9 protein-coding genes and 1 riboswitch are annotated in these 13,540 nt (G+C 59.0%); of the genes, 7 read left to right on the forward strand and 2 right to left on the reverse strand.

Annotated elements, in window-relative coordinates; translation table 11 throughout:
- Positions 1-115: 115 nt before the first annotated feature.
- The 4 genes from sgrR (at position 116) to thiQ (ending at position 5,219) form a co-directional block, all read left to right on the forward strand.
- Entirely contained in the window at positions 116-1,777 is a 1,662-nt protein-coding gene (gene sgrR / locus ACO6VX_RS19365) for an HTH-type transcriptional regulator SgrR (protein WP_422458274.1), read from the forward strand.
- A 35-nt stretch (positions 1,778-1,812) separates the two neighbouring features.
- Positions 1,813-1,915, forward strand: a riboswitch (TPP riboswitch).
- 46 nt (positions 1,916-1,961) lie between these two features.
- Entirely contained in the window at positions 1,962-2,948 is a 987-nt protein-coding gene (gene thiB, locus ACO6VX_RS19370) for a thiamine ABC transporter substrate binding subunit (RefSeq protein WP_122889270.1), read from the forward strand.
- Positions 2,924-4,534 carry a thiamine/thiamine pyrophosphate ABC transporter permease ThiP gene (gene thiP / locus ACO6VX_RS19375; RefSeq protein ID WP_033787387.1) on the forward strand — a complete coding sequence of 537 codons (1,611 nt, stop codon included), beginning with the start codon at positions 2,924-2,926 and terminating at the stop codon, positions 4,532-4,534. Before thiB ends, thiP begins: the two co-directional genes overlap by 25 nt.
- Positions 4,518-5,219 carry a thiamine ABC transporter ATP-binding protein ThiQ gene (gene thiQ, locus ACO6VX_RS19380; RefSeq protein WP_061901764.1) on the forward strand — a complete coding sequence of 234 codons (702 nt, stop codon included), beginning with the start codon at positions 4,518-4,520 and terminating at the stop codon, positions 5,217-5,219. The genes thiP and thiQ overlap by 17 nt, the downstream gene beginning before the upstream one ends.
- Positions 5,220-5,224: 5 nt before the next feature.
- Here the strand turns inward: thiQ and ACO6VX_RS19385 are convergent, their stop codons facing one another.
- Positions 5,225-5,989, reverse strand: coding sequence for a DedA family protein (locus ACO6VX_RS19385; RefSeq protein ID WP_010253821.1), 765 nt, complete (start codon positions 5,987-5,989; stop codon positions 5,225-5,227).
- A gap of 168 nt (positions 5,990-6,157) precedes the next feature.
- On the opposite strand from ACO6VX_RS19385, the gene polB reads away from it, so the two are divergent.
- From polB to rluA, 3 genes are all read left to right on the forward strand, one after another.
- Positions 6,158-8,518: a DNA polymerase II gene (gene polB / locus ACO6VX_RS19390; RefSeq protein WP_337037855.1), complete on the forward strand. Its 2,361-nt coding sequence runs from the start codon at positions 6,158-6,160 to the stop codon at positions 8,516-8,518.
- A 152-nt stretch (positions 8,519-8,670) separates the two neighbouring features.
- Entirely contained in the window at positions 8,671-11,577 is a 2,907-nt protein-coding gene (gene rapA, locus ACO6VX_RS19395; protein ID WP_010253817.1) for an RNA polymerase-associated protein RapA, read from the forward strand.
- A gap of 313 nt (positions 11,578-11,890) precedes the next feature.
- A complete protein-coding gene (rluA, locus tag ACO6VX_RS19400) occupies positions 11,891-12,544 on the forward strand; it encodes a bifunctional tRNA pseudouridine(32) synthase/23S rRNA pseudouridine(746) synthase RluA (protein ID WP_010253813.1) in 654 nt (217 codons plus the stop codon).
- A gap of 63 nt (positions 12,545-12,607) precedes the next feature.
- Here rluA and djlA read toward each other — a convergent pair whose 3' ends face one another.
- Complete coding sequence (djlA, locus tag ACO6VX_RS19405; protein WP_010253811.1) at positions 12,608-13,417, reverse strand: co-chaperone DjlA; 810 nt, start codon at positions 13,415-13,417, stop codon at positions 12,608-12,610.
- Positions 13,418-13,540 lie beyond the last annotated feature (123 nt).

Here is a 13,540-nt window from a genome sequence, read left to right on the forward strand (position 1 = left end):
GTCAGGGTCGAACGCCATTCAGAACTGAATGCCTCCCGCTCTTCCCATAACGCAAAGTTTGCTCTTAAAATAGGGCAAGAAAAACAGATCGCTTTTCACCGGGAGTTCCTCTTTTATGTCCTCATCACGTCTGAAGCAGCAGTTCATTCGCCTGTGGCAGAGCTGTCAGGGGCAAACGCAGGAGATTACCCTTAGCGAACTGGCTGACCTGCTGCACTGCTCGCGCCGCCATATGCGCAATCTGCTCAACCGGATGCAGGCCGCGGGCTGGCTGATCTGGCAGGCGGAAGCCGGGCGCGGCAAGCGTTCACAGCTTACCTTCTGCTATACCGGACTGGCTTTGCAGCAGCAACGTGCCGAGGATTTGCTGGAGCAGGATCGCATCGATCAGCTGGTCCAGCTGGTGGGCGATAAAAATCAGGTACGGCAGATGATCGCCGCGCATCTGGGGCGCAGTTTCCGTCAGGGCAAGCATATCCTGCGGGTGCTCTACTATCGTCCGCTGCTCAATCTGCTGCCCGGTTCGCCGCTGCGGCGCTCCGAAACCCACATTGCGCGACAGATTTTTAACAGCCTGACGCGGATAAATGAGGAAAACGGGGAAATCGAGCCCGATATTGCGCACCACTGGCAGCAGACTTCCCCGCTTCACTGGCGCTTCTTTCTGCGTCCAGCGATTCGCTTTCATCACGGCAGAGAACTGGAGATGGAGGATGTGCTGGCCACGCTTGAGCGTCAGCGCCCCCATCCGCTCTTTTCCCATATCGAGCAGATCGACTCGCCCGCGCCCTGGACGCTGGATATCCGCTTAAGCCAGCCCGACGAGGGATTACCCTGGCTGCTGGGCAGCGTCAGTGCGATGATCCTGCCGCGCGAATGGCCGACGCTGCACGATTTTGCCCGCCAGCCCGTTGGCACCGGTCCTTACCGGGTGATCCGCAATCAGGAGAGTCAGCTGAAGATCGAAGCGTTTGATGACTATTTTGGTTTTCGCGCCCTGATTGATGATGTCTCTATCTGGGTACTGCCCGACATCAGCGATGAGCTGGTCTATGCCGGTGTCCGCCTGCAGGGCGACGGAGCCGATGAGATTCAGGAGGAGAGCCGTCTTGAAGAGGGCTGCTACTATCTGCTGTTCGACCAGCGTTCAGAACAGGGACGCAACGAGGCGGTCCGGCGCTGGGTCAGCTACCTGTTTAATCCTATCGCCCTGCTCAATCACGCCGGTGTCGGCTACCAGCGCTACTGGTTTCCGGCGTATGGCCTGCTGCCGCGCTGGCATCACCGGCGCGACCTGACGCCAGTGGAAAAACCGCCCGGCTTAACCCACCTGACGCTGACCTGGTACAGCCAGCACGTGGAGCATGAAGGCATCGCTAACGCGCTGCGTCCGCTGCTGGCAGAGCATGGCGTCACGCTGGAGACCCGCGAGATCAGCTACGAAAGCTGGTATCAGGGCGAAGCGGAAAGTGATATCTGGCTTGGCAGCGTGAACTTTACCCTGCCGCTGAATTACTCTCTGTTTGCGCAGCTTTATGAGATCCCGTTGCTGCATCACTGTCTGCCGATCGACTGGCACAGCGATGCGGCCCGCTGGCGCGAGAAAACGCTGCCGCTGGCCGAATGGAGTAAACAGTTAGTCGAAGAAGCGGGTCTTCATCCGCTGTTTCACCACTGGCTGTTGCTTGAAGGTCAGCGCAGCATGCGCGGCGTTCGGATGAATACGCTGGGCTGGTTTGATTTTAAATCCGCCTGGTTCGCGCCACCCGCGCTGTGAGGCTTTCGCCCCGGCGCTGAAATGACTAGAATGTGACGTTCTCAACGGGGTGCCGCCTGCCGCCAGCAAGCAGCTGAGAGATACCCGTCGAACCTGATTCGGTTAATACCGACGTAGGGATTTGGGAGGCCTCTGTGCTCAGATCCTTTGCGACTCATCCCCTATTCTCCTGAAGGAGCGCAAAGTGTTAAACAAAGTTCTGCCGGTGCTGCTGTTACTCTCCGCCCCCGTTCTGGCGGCTAAGCCGGTTCTCACGGTCTACACCTACGACTCCTTCTCCGCTGACTGGGGCCCTGGCCCGGCGGTTAAAAAAGCCTTCGAGGCGCAGTGCAACTGCGAGCTGAAATTCGTCACGCTGGAAGATGGCGTGTCGCTGCTGAACCGCGTGCGCATGGAAGGGAAAAACAGCAAAGCCGATCTGGTACTGGGGCTGGATAACAATCTGGTACAGGCGGCGCAGAAAACCGGTCTGTTTGCCGAAAGTCAGGTCGATACCTCGACATTAAAACTGCCCGGCGGCTGGCACAACACCACCTTCGTGCCGTTTGATTATGGCTACTTCGCGTTTGTCTATGACAAAACCCGGCTGAAGAATCCGCCAAAAAGCCTGAAAGAACTGGTCGACAGCCCGGAGAAGTGGCGGGTGATCTACGAAGATCCCCGTACCAGCACCCCCGGCTTAGGCCTGCTGTTGTGGATGCAGAAAGTCTATGGCGATCAGGCACCGCAGGCGTGGCAGAAGCTGGCGCAGAAAACCGTGACGGTGACCAAAGGCTGGAGTGAAGCCTATGGCCTGTTCCTCAAGGGCGAAGGCGATCTGGTGCTGAGCTACACCACCTCACCGGCTTACCACATCATCGAAGAGAAAAAAGAGAACTATGCCGCCGCGCCGTTTGCAGAGGGCCACTATCTGCAGGTTGAAGTTGCCGCGCAGTTAGCCAGCAGCAAGCAGCCGGCGCTGGCACAGCAGTTTATGAAGTTTATGGTGTCACCCGACTTCCAGCGCACGATTCCCACCGGTAACTGGATGTACCCGGTAATCGACACGCCACTGCCTGCCGGTTTTAGCGCACTCACTGTGCCCGCCACCGCTCTGCAGTTCTCGCCGGAAGAGGTTGCCAGCCAGCGTTCAGGCTGGATCAGCCAGTGGCAACGCGCCGTCAGCCGCTGATGCCGCGCTGGCTTATCCCCGGTTCGCTCGCCACGCTGCTGTTAATCAGCGTGGCGCTGCTGGCCTTCGGTGCACTCTGGAGCGCCGCGCCAGAGAATGACTGGCGCAGCGTGCTGCAGGATGATTACCTGCATCACGTTATCGCCTTCTCTTTTGGTCAGGCGCTGCTCTCCGCGCTGTTGTCGCTGCTGCCAGCGGTGCCGCTGGCGCGCGCGCTCTATCGACGCCGTTTCCCTGGCCGTCAGCTGCTGCTGCGTCTGTGCGCCATGACCCTGGTGCTGCCGGTGCTGGTGGCGGTATTTGGTCTGCTCACCGTCTATGGTCGTGTCGGCTGGCTGGCGCAGCTGTGCCAGCTGGCAGGGATTGATTACCACTTCTCTCCCTACGGTCTGTCGGGCATTTTGCTGGCGCACGTCTTCTTTAACCTGCCGCTGGCGACCCGCCTGATGCTGCAGGCGCTGGAGAGCATTCCGGCGGAACAGCGTCAGCTGGCGGCACAGCTCGACCTGCGCGGCTGGCACCATTTTCGTCTGCTTGAGTGGCCATGGCTGCGGCGTCAGCTGCTGCCGACCGGCGCGCTGATCTTCATGCTCTGTTTCGCCAGCTTTGCCACCGTGCTCTCGCTGGGCGGCGGCCCGCAGGCGACGACCATCGAGCTGGCGATTTTCCAGGCGCTGAGTTATGACTACGATCCGGGACGCGCTGCACTGCTGGCGCTGATCCAGCTTGGCTGCTGCGTGACGCTGGTGCTGCTCAGCCAGCGCTTCAGCAAGGCCATTCCCGCCGGAACCAGCCAGCTGAACGGCTGGCGCGATCCGCAGGATTCGCGCGGGGCGCAGCTGGTTGATGCGCTGCTGATCCTGCTGGCGCTGATCCTGCTGCTGCCCCCGCTGGCGGCGGTCATCATCGATGGTCTGCACGGCGGACTGCGCGGCGCGCTGGCGCAGCCTGCACTCTGGCAGGCGACGTTTACCTCACTGCGCATCGCCACCGGCGCCGGTCTGCTCTGTGTGGTGCTGACCATGATGCTGCTGTGGAGCAGTCGCGAGCTGCGCCTGCGTCAGCGCCCGGCGGCGGCAACCCTTATCGACACCAGCGGCATGCTGATTCTGGCGATGCCAGGCATCGTGCTCGCCACCGGCTTTTTCCTGTTGTTTAACGCCACTATTGGTCTGCCGGCGTCGGCGGACGGGCTGGTGATCTTCACCAATGCGCTGATCGCCATTCCCTATGCGCTGAAAGTGCTGGAGAACCCGATGCGTGACGTCGCGGAGCGTTACGGCAGACTCTGTGATTCGCTGGATATCCACGGCTGGAACCGGCTGCGGCTGATTGAACTGCGGGCGCTGAAACGTCCGCTGGCCCAGGCGCTGGCCTTTGCCTGCGTGCTGTCGATCGGTGATTTTGGCGTGGTGGCGCTGTTTGGTACTGCCGATTTCCGCACCCTGCCGTTCTACCTTTATCAACAGATCGGTGCCTATCGCGGTGCTGACGGTGCAGTGACCGCGCTGCTGCTGCTGCTGCTCTGTTTGTTGCTGTTCACCCTGATGGAAAAATTACCAGGCCGCCATGCTGACACTGAATAACCTCACGTACCTTTATCAGCATCTGCCGATGCGCTTTAGTCTCAACGCCACCCGCGGCGAGCGCATCGCGATCCTCGGCCCCAGCGGGGCCGGTAAAAGCACCCTGCTGAGCCTGATTGCCGGTTTCCTGCCGGTGAAACAGGGCACCCTGATGATTGACGGCCAGGAGCACACCCACAGCGTGCCGGCCAGACGGCCGGTTTCGATGCTGTTTCAGGAGAACAACCTGTTTCCGCACCTCAGCGTGCAGCAGAACATGGCGCTGGGATTGCACCCCGGACTGAAGCTGAGCGCCGGGCAGCGCCAGCAGCTTGCAGCGCTGGCCGATCAGGTGGGATTAGGCGATCTGCTGACGCGGCTGCCGGGCGAGCTGTCAGGCGGACAGCGACAGCGCGTGGCGCTGGCACGCTGTCTGCTGCGTGACCGTCCGGTGCTGCTGCTGGATGAGCCTTTTTCTGCACTGGATCCCGCGCTGCGTGGAGAGATGCTGCAACTGGTGCGTTCGGTGTGTGACGCGCGCAGCATCACGCTGCTGATGGTGTCGCACAGTCTGGAAGATGCCCAGCAGATTGCGCCGCGCAGCGTGGTGATTGTGGATGGCCGGGTTTACTGGGATGGCGAGACCCGACAGTTACTGTCGGGCGACACGCGGGAGGCCGACGTGCTCGGCATCCCGCGTCGTTAAGCGATTCAGGCGAAGAAAACCTGCCACAGCAGATGACGGAAAATGGGCATCATCGGATGGAACTGAATACCGACGAAAGCCGCGACGGCAATCACCAGCCCCAGCGGCCCTGCCCAGCGCAGGCGCTCAGGCGGCAGCCAGGCCGATGCCCAGTCGCGACTCTTGCCGCTGCGCCACCAGCGCCAGCATAACCAGACACCCAGCCAGATCAGCAGTGCTGCGCCGAGTAACAGCCATTTAAAGCTGCCGCCCTGCGCGGCTTTGGGCACATCGATCGCCACACCCGCCAGAATACCGGGCAGCAGATAGAGCGGCGGCCAGAGAATGCAGCCGATAATGTTCGGCGGCAGGAATTTACGCACCGGCAGCTCCAGCATACCGGCCGCCAGCGGGATCAGCGGACGCGTGGGGCCAACAAAGCGTCCGACCAGAATCGTAAACATGCTGTGCTGATGCAGGGCGTGCTCGGTTTTATCCAGCAGGCCTTTATACTTTTGCAGATACTTCCAGCGGTGCAGCGGCCCCTGAAATTTCCAGCCGATGCCGTAGGAAACCCAGTCACCAATCAGGCAGCCCGCAAAGCCCGCCGCCCAGGCCGGGTAAAGGCCAAGTTCGCCACTGCCGACCAGCGCGCCCAGACTGGCCATCATCACCGTACCTGGCAGCAACAGCCCGACCAGCGCCAGCGACTCAAGAAACGTCACCAGCGCAACGGCAAACAGCGCCCACTCCAGGGACTGCGTAATCAGTTGTTGAATCCAGGCTTCCATAATCATCCTAAGTAAAAGCAGAAGGCTGGATTGTCCTGAGCCAGCCACACAGCGTCAAGGCAAGAATTGTAGGACAATGTTGACAAAAGCGGGTGGCGGGAACTGTATAAATATCCATGTTATACTGAAGCGGTTTTCTCATCCTGAAATGCTGAGTCCGGAGAACATCTGAATATGCCCCGTGCAGGTTTTCTGCTCACCCGCCACTGGCGCGACAGCCCGCATGGCACCGAAATTATCCTCTGGCTCGCGACCGATGCGGGCGCGCAGCGCGTGGTGCTGCCGGTGCAGGAGTCCGTCGCGTTTATTCCTGAGGAATTTCAGGCGCAGGTCAGCGAATTACTGAAAGATGAACGTCAGTTTCGGATTCAGTCGCTGGCGCTGAAAGATTTTCGGCGTCGCCCGGTTCTCGGCCTCTACTGCCAGCAGAACCGCCAGCTACAGCGCATTGAAAAACGGCTGCGCGAAGAGGGTATTCCGGTCTATGAAGCCGATATCCGTCCGCCGGAGCGCTACCTGATGGAGCGTTTTATTACCGCGCCGGTCTGGTTTGACGGCGAGCAGCGCGGAGACAGCGTGGTCAATGCGCGGCTCAAACCCCATCCCGACTATCGCCCGCCGCTGAAATGGGTCTCGCTGGACATTGAAACCACACAGCATGGCGAGCTTTACTGCATCGGGCTGGAGGGATGCGGTCAGCGCCAGGTCTTTATGCTCGGCCCGGCCAACGGTGATGCCAGCACGCTGGATTTCGAGCTGATCTATCTCGACAGCCGGCCGCAGTTACTTGAAGCGCTGAACCAGTGGTTTGCAGAGCATGATCCGGATGTCTTAATTGGCTGGAACGTCGTGCAGTTTGACCTGCGGGTATTACAAAAGCATGCCGATCGTTACGGCATTCCGCTGCGTCTGGGACGCCAGCAGGCCGCGCTGGAGTGGCGTGAACATGGCTTCAAACCCGGCGTATTTTTCGCTCAGGCCAGTGGCCGGTTGATTATTGATGGCATTGACGCGCTGAAATCGGCGTTCTGGGATTTTCCCTCATTCAGCCTCGAGTCCGTGTCGCAGCAACTGCTGGGAGAAGGGAAAGCGATTGATAATCCCTGGCAGCGTATGGAGGAGATCAACTGGCGCTTTGCCAACGATAAACCGGCGCTGGCGCGCTACAACCTGAAAGACTGCGAACTGGTGACGCGCATTTTTCACAAAACGGCGATTATGCCGTTTCTGCTGGAACGCGCGGCGGTCAATGGACTGGCGGTGGATCGCCACGGCGGTTCGGTAGCGGCCTTTGGTCATCTCTATATTCCGCGGATGCATCGCGCCGGGTTTGTCGCCCCGAACATGGGTGATGTGGCCCCGGAAGCCAGTCCTGGCGGTTATGTGATGGATTCGCGCCCCGGCCTGTATGACTCAGTGCTGGTACTGGATTACAAAAGCCTCTACCCGTCGATTATCCGCACCTTCCTGATTGACCCGGTGGGTCTCGTGGAAGGGCTGGCCCATCCTGATGATGCCGATTCGATTGAAGGTTTCCGTGAAGCGCGTTTTTCGCGGCATACCCACTGCCTGCCTGCGATTGTTGAACAGATCTGGCTGGGTCGCGAAGCGGCGAAAAAGCAGAATAATCAGCCGCTGTCCCAGGCGCTGAAAATCATTATGAACGCCTTTTACGGCGTGCTGGGCACCAGCGCCTGCCGCTTCTTTGATCCGCGACTTGCCTCTTCTATTACGCTGCGCGGTCACGCCATCATGCAGCAGACCCGAACGCTGATTGAGGCGGAAGGCTACGACGTCATCTATGGCGACACCGACTCCACCTTTGTCTGGCTGAAGTCGGCGCACAATGAAGAAGATGCCGCCGCGATTGGTCAGCAGCTGGTGCAGAAAGTGAACGCCTGGTGGCGCGACCATCTGCAGCAGACGCAGGGGCTGACCAGCACACTGGAACTGGAGTATGAAAATCACTTCTGCCGTTTTCTGATGCCCACCATTCGCGGCGCGGAACAGGGCAGCAAGAAACGCTACGCCGGACTGATTCGTGACGCCGCCGGTGAGCGCATGGTCTTTAAGGGGCTGGAGTCGGTGCGAACAGACTGGACGCCGCTGGCAAAAGCGTTCCAGCAGCAGCTCTACCACCGTATCTTCCACCGTCAGCCGTGGCAGGATTATATCCGTACAACCGTGGCGCAGCTGCTGGCGGGTGAACTCGACGATCAGCTGATCTACAAAAAGCGGCTGCGGCGTCCGCTGAAAGAATATGAACGAAACGTGCCCCCGCACGTGCGCGCCGCCAGGCTGGCCGATGAGCACAATCGTAAATTAAACCGGCCCTTGCAGTACCAGAATGGTGGCCGGATCCGTTATGTCATCGCCACCGCAGGCCCCGAGCCACTGGAGGCGCGCAGCACGCCGCTGGACTATGACCACTACGTGACGAAGCAACTTCAGCCGGTTGCAGAGGGGATTCTGCCCTTTGTCGAGGGGGACTTTGCTACACTTATTACCGGACAGCTGGGGCTTTTTTGACAGGTGACGAACGTCCTGCCATCCAGTACCATAGCGCCCTTCCTGAAACTCACCGCTCTTAAGTACGCTCCAGGCCTTGTTGTCTGGCGGTAACGCTATTGCCTGAGCTTTGGGAACACCTCTAAAAACGTTAAAATTCGAGCAAAAAATATATGGTTTTTACATTAGGTCAGCGCTGGATTAGTGATACGGAAAGTGAACTGGGACTGGGCACCGTGGTGGCGATCGATACCCGCATGATCACCCTGCTGTTTCCGGCCACGGGGGAAAACCGCCTCTACGCCCGCAACGATTCGCCAGTTACCCGCGTCATCTTTAATCCGGGTGATACCATCACCAGCCACGAAGGCTGGCAGATGCGCGTCGATGAAGTACGCAACGAAAATGACCTGATGACCTATATCGGTACCCGTCTGGATACCGAAGAGAGCGAAGTGATGCTGCGCGAAGTCATGCTCGACAGCAAGCTGGTGTTCAGTAAGCCGCAGGATCGCCTGTTTGCCGGCCAGCTCGACCGGATGGATCGTTTTGCCCTGCGCTTCCGCGCCCGTAAATACCAGAGTGAGCAATATCGTCTGCCAATCAGCGGCTTACGCGGCATGCGCACCAACCTGATCCCTCACCAGCTGCATATCGCCCACGATGTCGGCCGTCGCCATGCGCCGCGCGTCCTGCTGGCCGATGAAGTTGGCCTGGGTAAAACCATTGAAGCCGGGATGATCATCCAGCAGCAGCTGCTGGCTGGCCGTGCCGACCGCGTCCTGATCGTGGTACCTGAAACTTTACAGCATCAGTGGCTGGTCGAGATGCTGCGCCGCTTCAACCTGCGCTTTGCGCTGTTTGATGACGATCGCTATACCGAAGCGCAGCACGACAGCGATAACCCATTTGAGACGGAGCAGCTGATTATCTGCTCACTGGACTTCGTGCGCCGTAACAAGCAGCGTCTTGAGATGCTGGCCGATGCCGAATGGGATCTGCTGGTGGTCGATGAAGCGCACCATCTGGCCTGGTCAGAAGGCGAGCCCAGCCGTGAATATCAGGTTATCGAACAGCTGGCTGAGAAAACCGCCGGGGTTCTGCTGCTGACCGCAACGCCTGAGCAGCTGGGCATGGAGAGTCACTTCGCCCGTCTGCGCCTGCTCGACCCTAATCGTTTCCATGACTTTGCCGCCTTTGTTGAAGAGCAGCAGCATTTCCGTCCGATTGCCGATGCCGTCACGGCGCTGCTGGCCGATAAAGCAATCTCCCAGGAGGAGATGAACCGGATCAACGATCTGGTCGGCGAGCAGGATATTGAGCCACTGCTGCAGGTCGCCAACAGCGACCGTGACGGCAAGCTGGAGGCGCGTCAGGAGCTGATCTCCATGCTGATGGACCGCCACGGCACCAGCCGCGTGCTGTTCCGTAACACCCGTAACGGGGTTAAAGGCTTCCCGAAACGCGAACTGCACCAGATCCGCCTGCCGCTGCCTGCGCAGTATCAGACGGCGATTAAAGTCTCCGGCATTATGGGCGCGCGCAAAAGTGCAGAAGAGCGGGCGCGTGACCTGCTCTATCCGGAGCAGATTTATCAGGAATTTGAAGGCGACAGCGGCACCTGGTGGAACTTCGATCCGCGCGTGGAATGGCTGATGGGCTATCTCACCACCAACCGCAAAGAGAAAGTGCTGGTGATCTGCGCCAAAGCGGCAACCGCGCTGCAGCTGGAGCAGGTACTGCGTGAACGCGAAGGTATCCGCGCAGCGGTGTTCCACGAAGGGCTGTCGATCATTGAACGTGACCGTGCTGCCGCCTGGTTCGCCTCAGAAGAGAATGGCGCGCAGGTGCTGTTGTGCTCCGAGATCGGTTCTGAAGGCCGTAACTTCCAGTTTGCCAGCCGTCTGGTGATGTTCGACCTGCCGTTTAACCCGGACCTGCTGGAGCAGCGTATCGGTCGTCTGGATCGTATTGGCCAGGCGCACGACATTCAGATTCTGGTGCCGTGGCTGGAGCAGACCGCACAGGCGGTGCTGCTGCGCTGGTATCACGAAGGACTGGACGCGTTTGAACACACCTGCCCGACCGGCCGGACAATCTATGACAGCGTCCATTCGCAACTGATCGGCTATCTGGCCGCGCCGGAAAACAGCGAAGGTTTTGATGCGTTTATCACCGACTGCCGTAAACAGCATGACGCGCTGAAACTGCAGCTGGAACAGGGTCGCGATCGCCTGCTGGAGCTGAACTCCAACGGCGGCGAATCGGCTCAGCTACTGGCCAATGCCATCAGCGAGCAGGATAACGACACCGGTCTGGTGAACTTCGCGCTCAACCTGTTTGATATCGTTGGTATCAATCAGGAAGATCGCAGCGATAACCTGATCGTGCTGACCCCTTCCGACCACATGCTGGTGCCCGATTTCCCTGGCCTGCCGGAAGATGGCTGCACCATCACCTTCAACCGCGATCAGGCGCTGTCGCGCGAAGATACCCAGTTCATTACCTGGGAACATCCGCTGATCCGCAACGGTCTGGATCTGATTCTGTCGGGCGATACCGGCAGCAGCGCACTGTCACTGCTGAAGAACAAGGCGCTGCCGGTGGGGACGCTGCTGGTCGAGCTGATCTATGTGGTTGAAGCACAGGCACCGAAGCATCTGCAGCTGACCCGGTTCCTGCCGCCAACGCCAATCCGTCTGCTGATGGATACCAAAGGCACTAACCTGGCGGACAAAGTAGAGTTCGAAAGCTTTAACCGTCAGCTGAATGCGGTTAACCGTCATACCGCCAGTAAACTGGTGAATGCGGTGCAGCAGGATGTGCATGCGATTCTGACCCAGGGCGAAGAGAGCGTGGTTAGCGAAGCGCGTGCGGTGATTGATGCAGCGCGTGCCGAAGCGAACGAGAAGCTGGGCGCAGAGCTCTCCCGTCTCAACGCGCTGAAAGCGGTGAACCCGAACATCCGTGACGATGAAGTCGAGGCGCTGGAAAGCAACCGTGAACAGGTGCTGGAAAGTCTCGATCAGGCCAACTGGCGTCTCGACGCGCTGCGCCTGATTGTGGTGACACACCAGTAAGCTCAGGGGCCTGGATGAATCTGGCCGCAACTGAGAAACTCAACACGCAGGGAACAGGGGCAGAGGAGGAAAGCGTCCCGCGCCATGGACAAAAACGCCAGGAGCGTTTTTGAACAACGCAACGCGTTGGCCCGGCAACGGGCGCACCTCAGGGATGAGGTGCGTAATCGCGCGGGCCGAGCTTGTCAGGGATGACAGCTTTTGCGTCTTTCCGATCTGACCGTGTTTCCTGCGCTGGCACGCTATCACAGCTAAGCGGGCCAGACTTTGTCTACAATCTCAGCCGCATGGCCCCTTATTTTTGGAAAGCCCCATGGAACCTTACAATCCACCGCGTGAACCCTGGCTGCACATCCTTTATCAGGATGCGCACATCATGGTGGTGAACAAACCCAGCGGTCTGCTCTCGGTACCCGGTCGGCTGGACGAACATAAAGATAGCGTGATGACGCGGGTTCAGCGTGATTTCCCGCAGGCTGAATCTGTCCACCGACTGGATATGGCGACCAGCGGCGTGATGGTCGTGGCGCTGACTAAGGCTGCTGAGCGCGAGCTGAAACGACAGTTCCGTGAGCGGGAGCCTTCCAAGACTTACGTGGCCTGCATCTGGGGTCATCCGGCGAAGGAAGAGGGATTGGTTGACCTGCCGCTGATTTGCGACTGGCCAAATCGTCCGAAGCAGATGGTCTGCTTCGAAACCGGCAAAGCCGCGCAGACGGAATATCAGGTGCTGGAATATCGTGCGGATAACAGTGCGCGTGTTTCGCTGAAACCGATTACCGGCCGCTCACACCAGCTGCGGGTGCATATGCTGGCGCTGGGCCATCCGATTCTGGGGGATAACTTCTATGCGCATCCGGAGGCCAAAGCGATGGCGCCCCGTTTACTGCTGCATGCGGAGTCACTGACCATTACCCACCCGGCATTTGGTAATGCCATGACGTTTCGTCAGCCCGCCGATTTTTAAGGTTTACTGCTCGCCTGTCACCGTGGCCTCCTCTGTTGCAGAAGAGGCCACGGAACATGGTGTTTACTTAAAGCCTTTCTCTTTGCGAATCAGATCGTACGCCGCCTGAATTTCCTGCGCTTTCTGCTTCGCCATCTCCATCATCTCTGGTGGTAACCCTTTCGCTACCAGCTTGTCAGGATGATGTTCGCTCATGAGTTTGCGGTAGGCGCGTTTGATGGTGGTGGCGTCATCGCTACTCTTCACACCCAGCACGCTACAGGCATCTTCCAGCGTTGGCCCGCGTTGCGCCTGCTGAAAACCGCCTGAACTGCGCTGACCACCGCCAAACTGCTGGCCACCTTCCATCATGCGCAGGAACTGATCGAACTGACCGCGTGAAATGCCAAGCTCTTCGGCAATCACATAGAGCACCTGTCGCTCATTGGGATGCAGTGAACCGTCGGCAAAGGCGGCCTGAATCTGGATCTCCAGGAACATCCGAATCAGATCAAACCGGCCAAAACAGGCGCTGCGCAGTTCACGCAGTTTGCTGCGTAACGGATAATCCGCCTGCTTGCCTTCGCGGAACGCGCGCTGGGCAGCCGTGCGAGAGTCACCGTGCAGCTGCATCCGCTCCATTAACAGCGAAGCAATCTGAATATCCGCTTCCGTGACGCGCCCTTTTGACTTGGTCAGATGGCCCATCACCTGAAAGGTGGTGCTAAAAAACAGCGTCTGTCGGGTCTGATTATTTGAGAAGTAAGCCTTGCCTTGCGCGCCGCGTACTTTGTCAATCATATGGCCAATGATCAAACCGATCACAATACCCCAAAAGCCTGCGCCGGAAAGTAATCCCACCGCCAGACCCACAACTTTTCCCCAGTAGCGCATAAACTCCTCAATTCGCCATGCTTGCGGCTGAAAATTGCATTATCATACCTGTCATTTATCTCAGCGCCTAACGGCAACGCTGACTGACCAGGATTAACACTGGCGCAACGCCGGGCAGTAAGT

The sequence above is a fragment of the Pantoea sp. BJFS-204 genome (genome assembly GCF_049310725.1).
Classification (GTDB): Bacteria; Pseudomonadota; Gammaproteobacteria; order Enterobacterales; family Enterobacteriaceae; genus Pantoea; species Pantoea agglomerans.

What these genes read in the sequence shown, in the direction of transcription:
- sgrR (WP_422458274.1), top strand. Translation starts at nt 116, where the DNA reads ATGTCCTCATCACGTCTGAAGCAGCAGTTCATTCGCCTGTGGCAGAGC.
- thiQ (WP_061901764.1), top strand. Translation starts at nt 4,518, where the DNA reads ATGCTGACACTGAATAACCTCACGTACCTTTATCAGCATCTGCCGATG.
- rapA (WP_010253817.1), top strand. Translation starts at nt 8,671, where the DNA reads ATGGTTTTTACATTAGGTCAGCGCTGGATTAGTGATACGGAAAGTGAA.
- ACO6VX_RS19385 (WP_010253821.1), bottom strand. Translation starts at nt 5,989, where the DNA reads ATGGAAGCCTGGATTCAACAACTGATTACGCAGTCCCTGGAGTGGGCG.
- djlA (WP_010253811.1), bottom strand. Translation starts at nt 13,417, where the DNA reads ATGCGCTACTGGGGAAAAGTTGTGGGTCTGGCGGTGGGATTACTTTCC.
- rluA (WP_010253813.1), top strand. Translation starts at nt 11,891, where the DNA reads ATGGAACCTTACAATCCACCGCGTGAACCCTGGCTGCACATCCTTTAT.